Source organism: Bacillus sp. FJAT-29814 (genome assembly GCF_001510715.1).
Taxonomy (GTDB): Bacteria; Bacillota; Bacilli; order Bacillales; family Cytobacillaceae; genus Neobacillus.
The window spans coordinates 133,762-150,317 of record NZ_LMTJ01000010.1 but is presented as its reverse complement, the minus strand read 5'-3'; the positions used below and the strand labels follow the sequence as shown (position 1 = coordinate 150,317).

Sequence of the window (16,556 nt, the reverse complement as noted above, 5' to 3'; positions counted from 1 at the left end):
TTTTCTTAAGGTTGCAAAACCCTCCTGAAACTGGAGGGCTTACATTTCTAAATTAAATACTGCTGATATTTTTCAAAATCATATTGGTTGCATTCGATGGTTAGCTTGGTCCCGTCGCTTTCAAAGCTAGTCGCCAGGACATTGGCGTTTTCATTGAGGTAGGTCACCAGACGCCCATCGTCAAATGGAATCAGCATTTCGCAGTGAATTTGATTTTTAAAAATTTGTGCGCTGATCAGTTCAATCAGTTCCTCCATACCGAAACCGTTTTTTGCAGAAAGATAAACCTTGTTTCCCTCCACCTTCGGATATTCCGTATCCGCCAAGTCCACCTTATTGAAGGCATAAATAATTGGGATATTCTTAATGCCAATCTCCTGTAGCGTCTTATTCGTTACTTCTGCCAGCTTTTGATGCTGCGGACTCGAGTAATCGACGACATGAATGAGCAAATCAGCCGTGGCCGCTTCTTCCAGTGTCGAACGAAATGCTTTGACAAGATGATGCGGCAGTTTATCAACAAACCCAACCGTGTCCGAAAGCAAGAACGGGGGATGGTTCGGCAGCTTTATTTTTCTCACTGAGGTATCTAAGGTGGCAAATAGCATATCTTTTTCAAAAACCTGTTTGGCTGCTGGAGCTTGGTGTGAACGGCGTAACATCGCATTCATGATGGTTGATTTGCCGGCATTCGTGTAGCCCACGAGCGAAACAAGCGGCACGCCGCTCTTCTTGCGCTGGCTGCGCCGGGTTTCGCGCTGCGCGATGAGGGTTTCCAATTCCTTGTTCAGCGCCGCGATTTTCGCTTCGATTTTTCGGCGGTCGAGCTCTAATTTCGTTTCACCGGCACCCCTATTTTTTAATCCCACTCCTCCGCCTTGGCGGCCCAACGAATCCCGGCTGCCGACGATGCGAGGAAGCATGTATTTCAGGTGCGCAACTTCGACTTGAAGCTGGGCCTCTCTTGTTTTGGCGCGCTGGGCAAAAATGTCCAAAATTAGCTGGGTCCGGTCAATGACAGTCCTGTCAAGTGCTTCCTCCAAATTGCGGATTTGCGAGGCTGACAGTTCATCGTTAAAGATGACTAGCTCGGCCTCAGTGTGTTTTAATAGCTGAATGATTTCTTCGATTTTTCCGGTGCCGATGTAATGAGTTTTATTAAAGCGATTTAAATTTTGCGTGATTTCTCCGGCCACTTCAATGTCACAGGCGGCCGCGAGGTTCTCCAGCTCCTTCATGGAGTACTGGAAATCCGTTTGGTGATTGGTGTTGACCCCGATAATAAGTGCTTTTTGTTTATGTCTCATAGCCTGATTCCTCCGTTTCCTTTTTGAAAAATAAAAAAACACAGGGCAATCCGCCTGTGGCAAAGTAAAGGGAAAGGAGCATCACGAAAAACCTCCATTGTGGAATGGAGTTGATTCGGGCTGGGATCTTCGGCTCAAGATGGAGAATGGCGTTCCCGCCGAATCCATTTCGAGCACTTGTTTTTAAAGACAACAAAAAAGAGGGTCGCTTGGGCCCCTCTTTATTTCACATATGTTAAATAAAGGTTTCCTCATTTAGGCAGACCAATCCCATTTACTCTGCAGCCAGGCAGAGTCTCGAACGTTATTCAGTTAACGGTTCAAATTTAGGAATCGCAATCTGCAAAAATACACCAGGAAAACCTCCGTTTCACTCTAATTACTATCATCATAGCATTACAGTAATTGGAAATCAACGAAATGTTTGTAATGTTTCGAATTTGGACACTACTGTCCGAGTTGGCAAGTCCCCCTAAGATACTATATTATGGTAGAAGTTACATCACCTATGGAAGTACATAGATTGGAGGACTTTAAAGAATGAATATAGCGACTATCGGAACAGGTTTCATTGTCGATACTTTTCTTTCAGCTTTGAGTAAGGTTGATGGCGCCCAATGCGTGGCCATGTATTCCCGCAAACAGGAAACCGCCACACCGTTAGCGGAAAAATACGAAATAGGCAAAATCTATACAGATTTGGAAGAGATGTTTGCTGACCCAGAGGTCCAATTCATTTATGTAGCTTCCCCTAACAGCCTGCATTATGAACATGCCTACCGGGCACTTGAGCATGGGAAACATGTCATTTGTGAAAAACCTTTTACGTCAACCGTAGAGGAATTGGACAGCCTGACCCAATTGGCAAAACAAAAAGAATTAATGTTGTTTGAAGCGATTACGACGATTCACCTGCCAAACTACCAATTAATCAAGGAAAATATCGCTAAGCTTGGGCAGATTAAATTTATTCAGTGTAATTATAGTCAATACTCAAGCAGATACAATGCCCTGCTTGCAGGTGAAACGCCGAATATATTTAACCCTAAATTTTCCGGCGGCGCCCTTGTGGACATCAACATCTATAACCTGCATTTTGTGATGAATATGTTTGGGACTCCTGAATCGATCCATTACACTGCTAATAAACACTCTAACGGCATCGATACTTCAGGGGTATTGGTGTTGAAATACCCTGGCTTTATCGCTGAGTGCGTCGGTTGCAAGGATACAAACAGCATGAACTTTGCCTTGATTCAAGGTGAAAATGGATATATTCATGCGGACGGGGCAAATGGCTGCGGGAACGTGACACTGCATGCAGAAGGAACCGAGGTTTCCTTAAATCTGCAAACGACTGACAATAGACTTTATTACGAGCTAGTGGCCTTCAAGGAAATTCATCAAAACCAGGACTTCAACCGCTGCTACCAACTGTTAGACTACAGCCGTTCCGTAGTAGAAATGCTTGTAGAAGCAAGAAAAGATGCTGGCATCGTATTCGCGGCAGATCAAAAGAAATAACAACTTCAACGGACGACCAAGGAATCCACATATAAAGAATAAAGAGCCGACAACAAAATCGGCTCTTTCCCTTTATCAGGACCACAACATTCAATGTCCACCCCACGCGGACAATTGTCCACGTCTGGTGCCTGACACCATTTCCCTTTTATTTCCTATTCCACAACCGGTACAAATATTTTTTCATATTGGTAGTCGCCCTCTACCTCGTTGATTTTGAGGACGGCGGCGTTTTCAATAGGTTTGAAGTCTAACAGGTCTTCTACTGGCGTGTTCATGAGGAAGGCGAGCAGCATGTGCATGAAGGCGGCGTGGGTGACAACGACGATATTTTCGTAGCGCTCTTGCTTCTTCAGTCGATCGACAACGGTGTTCATGAACATCGTGGCCCTTAGATACACGTCAGCGAGTGATTCCCCGTTTTGAAAACGAAAGTAGAATTGGCCAGCGGCCTTATATTCTTTCTTCGCCTCGGGTGTGCGATTGTTAAAGTCATAAAGGTTGCCCAGCTCCCATTCCCTGATCAGCGGGTTTTCGAAAAATGGCACTTGCTCCGGGAGCAGGGCGCGAATGGCCGCAGCCGTTTGCTTCGTCCGCAAATAAGGTGAACTATATAGTACCGTTTTTTCATTTAACAATGGTTTCATAAATTCAGCTGTAATGGCGGCTTGTTTGAAGCCTAGTTCGGTCAAGCTATGCTGCGAATCATGGGTATGCGCCATTACCGTCCTGTCGACATTGTGCTGTGATTCCCCATGACGGATTACATAAAGATTCAACTACTTCCACCCCTTGTTGTTTTTTTCTGAATATTTAATATTTTAACTATAATTCAAAACCTAAAAAAAAGCCAAGCAAAAGACACCCCCATTTCTGGAAGTGCCTCTTTATAAAACGATCAGTCGACCATTGGCTCAAAATTTCCTTCTTTGCGTTTTTTTCTTTTTCGATCGGCGGCCAGAATTTTAATAGATAAATAGATGCCAGACCCGGTCAGGAACATCATCGCCACAGCAGTAAGGTCAATAAGCCACTTGACATCGGTTGTCCCAATTCTTCCTTCGTGAAGGCCGCGGATTATACTCATCATAGAACCCTGCCCGAAGCCTTCACCACGCGGTCCGCTTGCAAAAGCTCCATCCCCTCCAAATCCTCGACGGCCTTGAAATTGCCCGTCTGCAGTTCGTCCCTGAGATTGATCTCCAATTTGTCCCTGGGATTTTCTGCCCATCTGCCCTTGAGCTTGCTCTGCTGTCTGCCCGGAGTCCCCAGGCATCCCCTGTCCGACTTGGCCTTGCATCATTTGCCCTTGCTGGAAGTTCCCTCTGCCGCCTTCCATCTGTGTTTGCCCAATCAGCCATGGCTCATTCATTAACAGCCCGGTCAGCGACTCCATAAATATTAGTACCGAAGCGATCAAACCAATCCATAAGTGTGCTTGTCTCATTCTTTTCATGAAAACTCTCCCTTCAAATCATCGATCGATGTTCTTATTATGAAGGGAGTTCCTTAAGATTTTCTTAAAATGACCGAAGGGACTCAAGGAGAATTAACGGCTTCTGGCTTTGCGAAAATTATCAAAGGCTTCGATGATGATAGAAACAGCAACACCTGCGATAATAATCAGCCACAGCCATTCAAAAAAGGAAGAAGGTGTGTCTATCGAGTGGGAGAAAGATGAGATGAAGGCCGGATTAAACAAATGCGGATCACTTGCCATAACAAGAAAAATACCGGCACCGATTACATGAATGATCGTATTGGCAGCCGCCAGTTTCACTGTCCATTGACCCGCCCTCCATTTATAAACCACTAGACCAGTTTCCATTGCGATTAGCAACAAGACCGCTGGCCAATAGGACAATAATACGTCTTGATTAAATAACGGCATGACAAACTTCAGCCCGCCGCCTTCTATTGACTGGTACCTTCCCAAGAGATGATCGGCATTGAAATAAACAATCGTCCATAACAAGGTCCAACCCAAGCCGAAAACTGCTTCCCCTTTTAAAATTGTCCACTTACTAGGAGATATTTCGACTTTCTCCAAATCATCCGGCGACCATGGAGCCTTGTCGGTAGGCAACGGTTGCCCACTTTTTGAAAAATCAACTCTGTCTATCACAGCAAAGACTACAGTAAACCAAAACAAAACGTACATCAGCACCATGACGACATTAGCAATGATAGTTCCAAACATTTTAATCACGAAGTACAATACCGCTTCCTCACCCGTAAACCCCAAGATACCAATGACCGAATGAACGATAATCGTCACCAGAACTGCCCAAGGCACCGTCTTTTTTAAGGTTCGAATATAGACGTCATAAACTTTGGGTCCAATCAAATACATTGGGGCATCGCGATAACTGGCGGCAAGCACGGCGGGGTCGCCAAGTTTAACAAGCGCAGCTTTCACCTCATCTTCTGTAAATTGTTCTGGCAGCATATCTTCAATTGTCGACCGCAGTTCCCGGGCGATATCTTCGCGGGATTTCTCGGGAAGCCTTCTGGTCACTTCATACACATAAGCCTCAATCAGCTTCATGGTTATCCTCTCCTTTTAATAAGGTTGTCAGCTCAAGCGTCATCTTGTGCCATTCCTGTTTCAGCTCCTGATAAACCTCCATGCCATAGTCCGATAAAACGTAATATTTTCGCGGCCGGCTTTCGGTTGTATCCCAGCTGCTCGTCACGAGTCCTTGTTTTTCCAAGCGGCGCAACAGCGGATATAGCGTGCTTTGCTCAATGGCCACACCGGCTTCTTCCAGGCGCTGTACCAGCGAATAGCCGTATTGTGGGGTGCTTAACTGGCTTAAAACAGCAAGCGTGAGCGTCCCTCTTCTCAGCTCCGTCATGAACGACTCCAACAAAGAACTCATCCAACCTTCACCTCTTTTCGATACTGTATGAGATACAGTAATAGATTTCATCTATCATTACTCCATACATATTATTTAAAAATCTAAAAAATGCTTGGGCAGAAATAAAAAAACACCTGGATTTTATAAAATCCAAGCGTTAGCCCTTTTGCGTCTTAGGAAAAGTTATTTCAATCGTAGTGCCTTTTCCGAACGTACTGTTCACTTTTATTTTTCCATGGTGTTTGTCAATAATCCATTTGGCGATGGACAAACCAAGTCCGGTTCCTTCCGCGGCAGTCCGAGCTTTGTCGCTTTGGAAAAAGCGATCAAAGATCCTCGGAATGTCCTGTTCCGGAATGCCAATCCCGTTATCTTTTACCAAAAGGCTGATGGAAGAATGGCTTTGGCGGCAAGAAAGCCTGATCTCTCCGCCCTCATTCGTATACTTCAGGGCATTGTCCAATAGGATCACGATTAGTTGATGAATCCGTTCTTTATCACCGCAAAACTTGATAGGCACAGGGGCATCCAATCCAATCTCCTTGCCTTGATATAACGCGATATCCTCAAACTGCAGCAAAATTTCTTTTATCTGCTCATCCAATTGAAACTCCTGTTTCTTCATTTCAAGCTGATTGGAATCCGACCGCGCCAGCGTCAATAAATTCGTGACTAGCTTCGATAGCCTCCTTGATTCCTTGGATATTGTCGAAACGTCGTGAATCTTATCTTGAACGGTGGCGGTTGGGTTCCGGAACAGCAATTCCGTTTTTGCCTGAATGACCGCAAGCGGTGTCCGCAATTCGTGCGATGCATCGGAGACAAACTCCTGCTGTTTATCCCAGGCATTTTTGATCGGAATGAGGGCCCTGCCAGCAAGGAAATAACCGGAAGCAACTGCACAGATGACTCCGATGCCGCAGCCAACCAGCATGATGATTAACAGCCTTTCCAATAATTCGTGCTCCGAATTCACATTTCGAATGAATTGAACCGTTATGGTCCCAGCGTCCGATTTCACATCAAAAGCGACATACCGATAAGAGAACCCGGCTACTCTAGCATCCTGCAGCGAATTTAATGTTTTCGGCCGAATCCGCTCTACATCATTTTGAAACAGTTCAAACTCGCGGCCTTGCTCCGCAAGCAGTTCACCGTCATGCCAGAATAAGGTCATAATTCTTGGGTCTCGCTTCATAAATTTCGGGCCAGGCAGATTACGGTTGCTATCAAACTCCGCAGGCTGACCATTAAGACGCTCCACCGATTCCAACAGCGAACGGTTCACATCTTTGTACAGTTTACTTTCCGTATAAAAATAAACGATGCTCCCAAGAATGCTGATGAGCACAATAAAAACTAACGAATTTAACAGGGTGAGCCTGATATGGGTTTGCCGAAACATGGTCTGCTCCTATTCCTCGTTCAGCATATAGCCGACGCCGCGAATGGTTTTGATGTCGTTATTATAGCCGTACGGATCCAATTTTTTTCGGAGGTGGTGCATAAACACCTCGACAATGGCGATGGTTGTGTCGGAATCAAAGCCCCAAACCCGGTCGTAAATCTGCTCTTTAGTTACAATCGCACCCTTGTTTTGAATCAGATATTCCAGCAGCTCGTATTGTTTTGCTGTCAGTTTGGTTGAGTTGCCATCGATGAGAACATCACGTTCCCTTCCCAGCAATTCAATTCCACGATATTTAATCGTCTGATTGGTCGTCAAGCTCCCGCTTCTCCTTAGCAGCGCCCGGATCCGTGCCTTTAACTCGGCTGCCTGAAACGGCTTGACTAAATAATCGTCACCGCCGCTGTCCAATCCCTTTACCCGGTCCTCCAATGAATCTCTGGCGGTCAGAAACAAGACAGGAATTTTTAGGCCTTCTTTGCGAATCGTCTGCAGCACCTCAAAACCGTCAATTTCCGGAATCATCACATCAAGGACAATCGCATCATGGATATTTTGCATCGCCAAAAATAATGCATCCTCACCATTAGATGCCTGGTCAACCTCGAATTCATCGGATAATAGCTGAACGATTGATTCCAACAGGAGGAGATTGTCTTCTACCACTAGTAATCGCATATTTATGCTCCTCAAAAAAATTTTTCTACCCATCATTATATAGGAAGCAGAGCGGCTGCAACAGAAGCGGGCCCGCCGGTTTCATAGACTATTCATATCTAAGTGCTTGAATCGGGTTCAGTTTGGACGCTTTATTGGCCGGGAATACCCCAAATACCACACCGACGGCCAATGAGAACAAGAAGGCCCCCAACATTACGGATGAGGTAAACGAAACCGTTAAACTCAACGTCGATGATAAAATTTTCCCCAGACCAACCCCAGTCAGGATGCCAATCAATCCGCCGACGCCGCTTAACACCACCGCTTCAATTAAAAATTGCAGCAGGACGTCACGCCGTTTCGCGCCAATCGCTTTGCGAATACCGATTTCCTTCGTCCGCTCCGATACGGAAACGAGCATGATATTCATAATTCCAATTCCGCCGACCAGCAAGGAAATGCTGGCGATGCCTCCCAACATCATCGTCATTGTATCCGATACTGAGCTCATCGTATCCATAATATCCTGCTGATTTGTGACGCTATATGAGTCCGCCTTGTTCGGATAGAGACTGGCCATTGCCAACTTAACTTCGTTCATAACCAGGTCCATTTGTTTCTCGCTTTTTCCTTGCAGATAGACCTGGTTAATGGTCGTGCTTTTAACGAGGCGCTGCCCTGTGCTTAATGGCACAATGACCACATTGTCGCCGCTTTGCCCCATCGAACTGCCCTTGGACGCCAACACCCCGACTACTTTAAACGATGTTCCCTCAATTTGGAGATACCGGCCGACCGGGTTGTCTGTTCCAAAAAAAGTCGAAGCTGTATCAGAACCAATCACGGCAATTTTTTGCCGATACTCGTTGTCAAGGTCCGTCACGAACCGACCCGCCTTCACCTTTGTATCACGAACCGTCGAGTACGCGGTATTCGTCCCGGTTAAGGTAACCTGTGAAGTGGTTCTGTCCTTTTTCACATTCACACGGCCAGAAACGACTGGTGAAATCGCCTTAACCCCATCCAGGTCGTCAAGCTCACTGATTTTTTCCTCCGTTAACGATAAATCCGTCCCAAACGTATTGATCGTTAGCAGGTTGGTGCCGAGCTGATTGATTTGGCTGGTGACATTTTGCGCCGACCCTTGGGCAATGGACACCAGTACGATGACGGAGGAAACCCCGATGATCATCCCGAGCATTGTCAGCGCCGAGCGCAGTTTGTTTCCTTTGATGCTGCGCAGCGCCATTTTAATAGATTGCCATACTCTCAAGGAGTTCACCTCCGTTTTCAAATAGCTGTCCATCCTGAATGCTGACCATCCGTTTCGTCTGTCTGGCAATCGCCAAATCATGTGTAATTAAGACGATCGTATGGCCAAGTTCATTTAATTCCTTCATTAATTGCAATATTTCCTTGCTCGTTTTGCTATCAAGCGCCCCGGTCGGCTCATCAGCAAGGAGAATTGTCGGATTCCCTGCGATTGCCCGTGCGATTGCAACCCTTTGCTGCTGACCACCGGAAAGCTGGGTTGGCAAGTGACTAGCACGATCGTGCAGGCCGACTTTTTTCAAACTTGCCAAAGACCGTTCCCGCCGCTCTTTTGCGGAAACCCCTGCATATAACAATGGAAGCTCAACATTTTCTAGTGCCGTCAATTTTGTCAGCAAGTTAAAGTTTTGAAAAATAAACCCGATTTTCTGGTTGCGGATCATCGCCAATTGATTATCGTTCATTTTGCCAATATTCTTGCCATCAAGCAGGTATTTTCCCGATTGCGGCCGGTCGAGGCAACCAATCATATTCATCAATGTCGACTTCCCCGAACCGGAAGGGCCGATAATCGCCAAAAATTCACCTTTTTCAATTTCGATCGATACATTATTTAAGGCATGAACTGTTTCGCCGCCAAGCTTATAAGTTTTCACCAGATTACTGATTTGAATGATCGGCGTCTTCATTAGTTTCCGCTCCTTCCGCCGGATGGGCCGCCGACTCCCCTCATGCCGCCCATGTTACCCATACTAGGAGCCCCAAAACCGCCCTGCATCATACCTCTCTGATTCGTAGTGGAACTGTCTGCAGCCAACTGCGGCAATTGAATAACGTCACCCTCCGAAACTCCTTCGGTTATTTCCACATAATCCTCATTGGCAAGACCCGTTTTCACTGTTTTTTGCTCGGTGCTAGATGTTTGGCCATCTGAACTTGAACTTTGGACGATTACATATTTATCGCCATTTGCCGTATGAATACCATCAAGCGGTACATACAAAGCATCTTCCTTGCTGGCGGTTAGGATACTTGCCTCTGTGCTCATACCGACTTTTAGGTTGTCAATTTTGTCAAAGTGAATTGTTACATCAAAGGTTGATACGCCGTTGGATGAGGCCCCTTCCATTGCAACTGTCGTTACTGTTCCGGTGAACGTTTGGTCAGGTACCGCATTGACTGTTATGCTGACGGATTGTCCAATTTGAATCTTGTTGATGTCCAGTTCATCTACCTGAACGACGGTTTGCAAATCTTTATAGTTTGTTAAGTGGGCAACAACCTGTCCGGTTGTAACCCGGTCGTCTGCTGCCACGGATAGGGTTGTAATCACCCCGTCAGCAGGAGCTATGACCGGATCACTGCCATCTGTATAGGTGATGAGCTCGTCGCCTGCTTTTACTTCTTCCCCTGCTTCCACCAATACCTCGTCAATTGTCTTATTATTTTCCTCTGACTTAATATCAACGCTCGTCACCGGCTGTACCGTTCCCGACCCGCTGATTTTTACCTCCAATTTCCCTTTTTGCACCGTTGCCATACGGGCTGGTGCGGTAGCCGCTTCCGATGTGCTGGTTTTCGAGTTGTACCACTGATAGCCGACATACCCGGCAATTACAATACTTACTACTATCAAAATCCATTTTTTCATTCTGGCTTACTCCTTTTCTATCCCGGCATTCCACTACCCGGACATGCTTTATTTTTGGAATAAGCCTATTATTATCGTTGTTCCTTAACTTTTCCTTAAAGGTAAAAAGCTTTATTTTGAAGTTTGAGTGCAGTGGCATATAGACTTTTTCTACGTGACCACTTTACTCGAATCTTAACCAAAATGGGCACATTGAGCCCTTCTACGTGACCACTCTACACAAAATTCAACCTTGACGGGCACGTAGAACCCTTCTACGTGACCACTTCACTCAAATTTAAACCTAAACGGGCACGTAGAACCCTTCTATGTGACCACTTTACCCAAAATTCAACCTTGAAGGGCACGTAGAACCCTTCTACGTGACCACTTTACCCAAAATTCAACCTAAACGGGCACGTAGAATCCTTCTACGTGACCACTTTACCCAAAATTCAACCTAAACGGGCACGTAGAATCCTTCTACGTGACTACTTTACCTAAAATTCAACCTTGAAGGGCACGTAGACCCACCCAGCGCAAAAAAAGATACCGCCTGCTTCGACGGTACCTTAGTAAATTAGCTATTTAAATACCCGTTCACGCCTCGTCCGTGAAAAACATTGAACTTGTCCGGACACCGCTCATCGTAACTCTTCTGACATCATAATTCTGCCAATATCCCATTTATATAAATCGAACTTGGCTTTCCCCAGAAAAGAAATACTTTCATCTTCTGGATTTGGGAAAAATCGTAGAGTAAACACTTCTTCCCCGTCGTTTATAAAAACCTCCAAAGAAGAATGGTCCATAAAGACTTGCAGCTTGGACATAGCCGCCAAATGACAAGTTCTAATTTCCGGCTCCGACGTTTTAAAATTCCGTCTTTCCAAGCTGACTTCCTGCTTGTCCGCATCAAAGCACAACACCGCTTCATTACGAAACGAAATCGCAAAGGTCCCTTCCTTCACCTGAATCGAGTCGAGAAGCAGTTCAACAGATGCCCCGCGTACACCATCAAACTTAACGACTGGCCCATCTACCTTCGCCTTCTCAACCACAACTTGATTTTCCCTTAGCTCTTCCATCTCCACAACTGGTTTTTGAAAAATCTTTCCGTCATAAAGTCTCAATTCTCTTGGAAGTGTCAAGGCATGAACCCAATGATTCGCAATCGTCGGCTGAAACTGTTCAGCATCGTCTGTCATGCCCATCCAGCCATAAAGAATCCTTCTGCCCCTATCATCCACAAACGTTTGCGGAGCATAGAAATCAAAGCCACGGTCTAACTCAACAAAGTCACCATGCAGGGACGTTCCATTTTCGTAATTTAACTCGCCAATAAAATACCCCGATTGAAACAAATTATGATAAGAATGCCCCATAGGCTGAAGCCCTTGCGGCGATACCAGCAATACGTCCTTCCCGTCTACGTGAAACAAATCCGGGCATTCCCACATGTAACCAAACTCGCCGAGGCCATTCATACCAGAGCCAGCAATCGTGCCCACTTCCTCCCAATTGTACAAATCCTTCGAAGTAAATAGGGCGGCAACACCTTTCTCATCCAAAGTCTGTGCACCAACAACCATATACCAACGGTCAGCATGCTTCCAAACCTTCGGGTCGCGAAAATGCGCCGTATAACCTTCCGGCAGCTTGAGAACCGGCCCTTTTTTTTCAAAATGAATGCCATCCGAGGAAACAGCCAGACACTGATACGTTTCGCGAGTCCCATCGCCATTCTTTACATTCCCTGTATAGAAAAGATAAAGCTGGCCATCCGCCTCTACAGCACTTCCGGAGTAGCATCCGTTCTTTTCATACCACTCGCTTGGAGCAAGCGCGATTGGCTCTTCCTGCCAACGGACCAAGTCCTTCGAACTGTAGTGCCCCCAAAATTTTGCTCCATGTGCCGTTTCAAACGGGTTCCACTGATAAAACACATGGTAAACACCCTTATATTGAATTAACCCATTGGGATCATTTAATAAGCCGACCGGAGGCATCAGATGATAATTCAATCGGTACGGGTCGTTCTCGACCTTGTCCTTATACTTAGCGACTTGATGATAAGCCTGCTGCATAAGTAGACCTTCTTTTGCTGTCATAACCATCCTCCTTTAAAAAGAAAAGGCAAGTATCATGCTTGCCTTCTTTCGCTCGTGCTATTGTTCCATTTCCTTCTGTACCTTATCTGAAAAACCAAACATCCAAGTAAGAACGAATGCAACTCCAATTGCGACCAGGTTGACCAAAATATATTCCAGAATTTGGCCATTTAGATAAAGCAGGGTTCCCGGAATAACAGTAACGGCCATCCCAGTTGCCTTAAGGCCAAGTATCGAGGCCAAGAATCCGCCTGCGGCACCGCCGATTAACGCCATGATAAATGGTTTGCCGTATCGAAGATTTACCCCGAAAATAGCTGGTTCGGTAATGCCCAAGAAAGCTGATAACGAAGATGGCAGCGCCAGCGCCTTTAATTTTATTGATTTTGTTTTTAATCCTACCGCAAGAGCGGCACCGCCCTGAGCCGCTACCGCACAGGTAACAATGGCGTTATACGGGTTGTAATGATATTGGGCCAAAAGCTGAATTTCAAGCATGTTGAAAATATGGTGGACACCTGTAATAACGATCAACTGGTTAAGACCACCGATCAACAGGCCGCTGATGCCGAATGGCCATGACAGAACCGATGTTGCCGCCGATAAAATGCCTTGCTCGACAATATGAAAGACTGGTCCAACCACTAATAACGATAAACCAATCATCACAAGTAGTGTAAGAAACGGCGTAACGATTAAATCAAGTGCTTCCGGAACACGTTTACGAATCGAACGTTCCAATTTCGCCCCGATGATTCCGGCGATAAACGCTGGCAGAACAGAGCCTTGATAGCCGACAACCGGAATCCAGCCAAAGAATTTAAGCGGTTCGACATCACCGCCGGCAACGCCCCACGCGTTAGGCAGTGATGGGCTGACAAGCATCAAACCAAGCACCAACCCGATAATTGGTGTTCCGCCGAAGACCCGGAATGTCGACCAGGCCACAAGTGCCGGCAGGAAGATAAACGCCGTGTCGGTCAGGATTTGAGTGAATAATAGGAAGTTTTGTGATACGTCATCCGGCTTCATGCCGAATATAGCGAGGACCTGCTCCTGCATGGCGAGACCGCGAAGCCCCATAAATAGACCGGTCGCTACCAGCACCGGAATAATCGGTACAAATACATCACCAAAGGTGCGGATGGCTCGCTGAAATCTCGTGCCGCTTTTTACAGCCTCATTTTTCTGATCGGTTGCTGACTTGGTCTCCAGTCCCAACCCCGAAACTTCTTCATAAATTTTATTAACGGTACCGGTCCCAAAGATAATCTGGTATTGCCCGGAGTTAAAGAATGCACCTTTAACTTTATTAATGTTCTCAATCTGTTCCTGGTTGATTTTTTCCTTGTCATTTACCATAATCCGCAGTCTTGTGGCACAATGGGCGACGGATTGAATGTTTTCTTTGCCGCCGACTGCTTCAATCACTTGCTCTGCGATTTTGCGATTTTCAGACATTTTCTTTCCCCCCATGTATTTGTGGAATCGATTACACATTTCCTCAAAAAAAATCAATTAGTCCTAGTCTGTTGCCGATGGCTAATTATATTCAAGTGGAATCGATTTCATGTTTATTAAAAATTTGGAACGATTCGTGTGGAATCGATTCCCTAAATAACAAAAAATAAGTGTAATCGATGAATCTCACACTGTGGAATCGATTACACACTGATTATATACTAGCTCGTTCAAGAAGTCTATAATTTATTGTTCTAATTTCTTCGTGGTACATTTCTCCATCGATTTGTTCCAGTAATAACGCCGCTGCTTCACGCCCCGCATCCTCCATTGAAAAATCAATCGTTGTTAAGGATGGAGTAATGTACCTCGATAGCTCGGAAGCACCCATTCCGGCGATGGCAATATCCTCAGGTATTGAAAAGCCAAACTGCTGGATAAACTGCATCGCGCCAATGGCCAGCCGGTCGGTAACGGCTGCAACCGCTGTTGGCCGGTTATCCGAGTTTTCGATCATCGACTTCATCGATTCATAGCCGGATTCCGAGTTGAAGACGCCTTTTTGCACCCAGCTGTCTTCCACTGGTAATCCCGCTTCCTTCATTGCATCGTAGTAGCCGTTTTTCCGCAGGTACCCGACAGCCCGGTCACTTTCATCCACTCCAATAAATGCAATCCGCTTATGCCCTTTTCTAATCAGGAGCTGTACCATATCCTTTGCTGCTTGATAATCATCAAATACGACATTGGCCAGGCCTGAGATATATTGGCCGACGGTGACAAACGGGATTTTTAGCTGATAAATTTCTTCTATTAAAGACCTGTTTACATTTGTTGCGGAAAGAATGATGCCGTCAACATGGCGGCTTTTCAACAGCTTCAGGTATTCTATTTCTTTTTCGGGTTTTAGATTTGTATTGGCAAGCAGAATTTGATAGCCGCTCTTGGCCAATATTTCATCGATTCCTTTCACAAGCCTGCTGGAAGTTTCCGTGCTGATTTTCGGCAGGATGACCCCGATGACCTTTGTCTTTTTTGTCCTAAGCGACTTGGCATTTTCACTCGGTATATAGCCGGTCTCTTCAATCACCTTTAATACTCTTCTTTTGGCTTCCTCACTAACGTAACCCGAATTATTTAATACTCTGGATACCGTCGTCCGCGAGACACTGGCCCGTTCGGCAATTTCCTTAATCGTAAGCATGAATCCCCCCCCTTTTACAGCGAAATGTTCTATCATTATTTTACACAAATAATGTCAAAAGGAAATGCTTCTTGGATTTTTTGAAAAATAAAGACCCTTCCGCGCCGCGAAAGAGTCCCTTAAGCACTTACTGTAAATGTGGTCTTGCCTTTTTAATGAGAACAAGTGAGACAAGAAAGATGATGGCCAAATAGCCTTCAATGACCCACATATTTGTGAAGTATCCTGTTTGCGCAAATACCAATGGAAAATCAATGGCCGCATGAATTAACAGAGCGTAAATCACATAAGAAAATTTCTTTTTCACCACACCGATTAATACCCATAAACTGAAGGCAATTTGCAGGAATGCCGCAAAGAATCGTTCCACAGCACTCAATAAATAAAATGATATCCCCTTGTTTAAGATTGTATCCTTAATCGCTGCTACCTGATCGGCGGGTATTTGAGCCCCCAATGTCGACTCAAATGTGCCCGAATTGATCAAGACCGCATACGCAATATTTGTACCCATCATCAACAGCATCAGGAGAACTGCTTCGATGCCGCCCCAGCCGATTCCAAAAGAGATTCCGCCTTTGTAGTCATGGTACTTTTTCAATAGCCAAGCGAATAACAAAAATCGGCCAATTTCTTCAAATGTTCCTGCAGCCAACCCTCCGTATAATCCCCAGAGTACAGGATGATCGGCGTAGTTTGGAAAGGCTGTGATAACACCGAGGTGCAACACTTTTTCCAACACCTGTGTAATCACAACAAATCCAATTGCACCTATGATGACCGGCTTTGCCGCAACCCCTGTTCTTTTTCGATAAAACAAAATCAACCCCGCAAATAAAGCAAATGAAAACACAATCGGAAATACCATTGAAATAATTGTTCCAGTACTGACCATACTCTTTCTCCCCCTTAATTTTACCCTTTGTTTTAATTATTATCATTCTCAAGAATGATAATATTATAATTATTGATATTCGTCAATACATTTTTAATAATTTTTTTTAACAAAAATTACACCCTTGTCTCTGAATAAGGATACCGGTTTCTTAGCAAACTACTTGGTAAAAAAGAGATGATGATACGATGTTGCCTATTGCAATCAGGATTGCTTTTTT

Annotated in this window: 15 protein-coding genes; 1 reads left to right on the top strand and 14 read right to left on the bottom strand. The window is 45.3% G+C overall.

All coding sequences use genetic code 11. From position 1 onward, the window contains the following. Window positions 1–47 precede the first annotated feature (47 nt). Window positions 48–1,307 carry a GTPase HflX gene (hflX, locus tag AR334_RS24305; RefSeq protein WP_066319936.1) on the bottom strand — a complete coding sequence of 420 codons (1,260 nt, stop codon included), beginning with the start codon at window positions 1,305–1,307 and terminating at the stop codon, window positions 48–50. A 540-nt stretch (window positions 1,308–1,847) separates the two neighbouring features. Here hflX and AR334_RS24300 point away from each other — a divergent pair. After that, a complete protein-coding gene (locus AR334_RS24300; RefSeq protein WP_066319931.1) occupies window positions 1,848–2,831 on the top strand; it encodes a Gfo/Idh/MocA family protein in 984 nt (327 codons plus the stop codon). Between the two features lie 155 nt (window positions 2,832–2,986). Here AR334_RS24300 and AR334_RS24295 read toward each other — a convergent pair whose 3' ends face one another. The 13 genes from AR334_RS24295 to AR334_RS24235 all read right to left on the bottom strand — a co-directional run bounded on the left by AR334_RS24295 (window position 2,987) and on the right by AR334_RS24235 (window position 16,336). Further along, window positions 2,987–3,610, bottom strand: a complete 624-nt coding sequence (locus AR334_RS24295; protein ID WP_066319928.1) for a histidine phosphatase family protein — start codon at window positions 3,608–3,610, stop codon at window positions 2,987–2,989. 119 nt (window positions 3,611–3,729) lie between these two features. After that, complete coding sequence (locus AR334_RS24290) at window positions 3,730–4,287, bottom strand: PepSY-associated TM helix domain-containing protein (protein ID WP_066319919.1); 558 nt, start codon at window positions 4,285–4,287, stop codon at window positions 3,730–3,732. Window positions 4,288–4,380: 93 nt separating this feature from the next. Next, entirely contained in the window at window positions 4,381–5,379 is a 999-nt protein-coding gene (locus tag AR334_RS24285; RefSeq protein ID WP_066319913.1) for a hypothetical protein, read from the bottom strand. Beyond that, window positions 5,366–5,713 (bottom strand): PadR family transcriptional regulator, encoded by a 348-nt coding sequence (locus tag AR334_RS24280; RefSeq protein WP_066320298.1) that lies wholly within the window; start codon window positions 5,711–5,713, stop codon window positions 5,366–5,368. Before AR334_RS24280 ends, AR334_RS24285 begins: the two co-directional genes overlap by 14 nt. A 139-nt stretch (window positions 5,714–5,852) precedes the next feature. Continuing rightward, window positions 5,853–7,100 (bottom strand): cell wall metabolism sensor histidine kinase WalK, encoded by a 1,248-nt coding sequence (locus AR334_RS24275; RefSeq protein WP_066319905.1) that lies wholly within the window; start codon window positions 7,098–7,100, stop codon window positions 5,853–5,855. 9 nt (window positions 7,101–7,109) lie between these two features. Further along, window positions 7,110–7,781: a response regulator transcription factor gene (locus AR334_RS24270; protein ID WP_066319902.1), complete on the bottom strand. Its 672-nt coding sequence runs from the start codon at window positions 7,779–7,781 to the stop codon at window positions 7,110–7,112. A gap of 88 nt (window positions 7,782–7,869) precedes the next feature. Then, window positions 7,870–9,045 (bottom strand): ABC transporter permease, encoded by a 1,176-nt coding sequence (locus AR334_RS24265; protein WP_367576375.1) that lies wholly within the window; start codon window positions 9,043–9,045, stop codon window positions 7,870–7,872. Beyond that, window positions 9,014–9,724 (bottom strand): ABC transporter ATP-binding protein, encoded by a 711-nt coding sequence (locus AR334_RS24260; RefSeq protein WP_066319899.1) that lies wholly within the window; start codon window positions 9,722–9,724, stop codon window positions 9,014–9,016. Before AR334_RS24260 ends, AR334_RS24265 begins: the two co-directional genes overlap by 32 nt. Beyond that, on the bottom strand, window positions 9,724–10,686 hold the full coding sequence (locus AR334_RS24255) for an efflux RND transporter periplasmic adaptor subunit (RefSeq protein ID WP_066319886.1): 963 nt from the start codon (window positions 10,684–10,686) through the stop codon (window positions 9,724–9,726). Before AR334_RS24255 ends, AR334_RS24260 begins: the two co-directional genes overlap by 1 nt. A gap of 623 nt (window positions 10,687–11,309) precedes the next feature. After that, a complete protein-coding gene (locus AR334_RS24250; RefSeq protein ID WP_082693093.1) occupies window positions 11,310–12,776 on the bottom strand; it encodes a sucrose-6-phosphate hydrolase in 1,467 nt (488 codons plus the stop codon). 57 nt (window positions 12,777–12,833) lie between these two features. Then, on the bottom strand, window positions 12,834–14,237 hold the full coding sequence (locus AR334_RS24245) for a sucrose-specific PTS transporter subunit IIBC (RefSeq protein ID WP_066319876.1): 1,404 nt from the start codon (window positions 14,235–14,237) through the stop codon (window positions 12,834–12,836). Window positions 14,238–14,451: 214 nt separating this feature from the next. Further along, complete coding sequence (locus tag AR334_RS24240) at window positions 14,452–15,441, bottom strand: LacI family DNA-binding transcriptional regulator (protein WP_066319874.1); 990 nt, start codon at window positions 15,439–15,441, stop codon at window positions 14,452–14,454. A 127-nt stretch (window positions 15,442–15,568) separates the two neighbouring features. Further along, window positions 15,569–16,336 (bottom strand): YhfC family intramembrane metalloprotease, encoded by a 768-nt coding sequence (locus tag AR334_RS24235; RefSeq protein ID WP_066319864.1) that lies wholly within the window; start codon window positions 16,334–16,336, stop codon window positions 15,569–15,571. Between the last annotated feature and the right edge of the window lie 220 nt (window positions 16,337–16,556).

Coding starts and splice junctions, on each gene's coding strand:
- hflX (WP_066319936.1), bottom strand. CDS start 1,307: ATGAGACATAAACAAAAAGCACTTATTATCGGGGTCAACACCAATCAC.
- AR334_RS24300 (WP_066319931.1), top strand. CDS start 1,848: ATGAATATAGCGACTATCGGAACAGGTTTCATTGTCGATACTTTTCTT.
- AR334_RS24290 (WP_066319919.1), bottom strand. CDS start 4,287: ATGAAAAGAATGAGACAAGCACACTTATGGATTGGTTTGATCGCTTCG.
- AR334_RS24285 (WP_066319913.1), bottom strand. CDS start 5,379: ATGAAGCTGATTGAGGCTTATGTGTATGAAGTGACCAGAAGGCTTCCC.
- AR334_RS24280 (WP_066320298.1), bottom strand. CDS start 5,713: ATGAGTTCTTTGTTGGAGTCGTTCATGACGGAGCTGAGAAGAGGGACG.
- AR334_RS24275 (WP_066319905.1), bottom strand. CDS start 7,100: ATGTTTCGGCAAACCCATATCAGGCTCACCCTGTTAAATTCGTTAGTT.
- AR334_RS24270 (WP_066319902.1), bottom strand. CDS start 7,781: ATGCGATTACTAGTGGTAGAAGACAATCTCCTCCTGTTGGAATCAATC.
- AR334_RS24260 (WP_066319899.1), bottom strand. CDS start 9,724: ATGAAGACGCCGATCATTCAAATCAGTAATCTGGTGAAAACTTATAAG.
- AR334_RS24255 (WP_066319886.1), bottom strand. CDS start 10,686: ATGAAAAAATGGATTTTGATAGTAGTAAGTATTGTAATTGCCGGGTAT.
- AR334_RS24250 (WP_082693093.1), bottom strand. CDS start 12,776: ATGACAGCAAAAGAAGGTCTACTTATGCAGCAGGCTTATCATCAAGTC.
- AR334_RS24245 (WP_066319876.1), bottom strand. CDS start 14,237: ATGTCTGAAAATCGCAAAATCGCAGAGCAAGTGATTGAAGCAGTCGGC.
- AR334_RS24240 (WP_066319874.1), bottom strand. CDS start 15,441: ATGCTTACGATTAAGGAAATTGCCGAACGGGCCAGTGTCTCGCGGACG.
- AR334_RS24235 (WP_066319864.1), bottom strand. CDS start 16,336: ATGGTCAGTACTGGAACAATTATTTCAATGGTATTTCCGATTGTGTTT.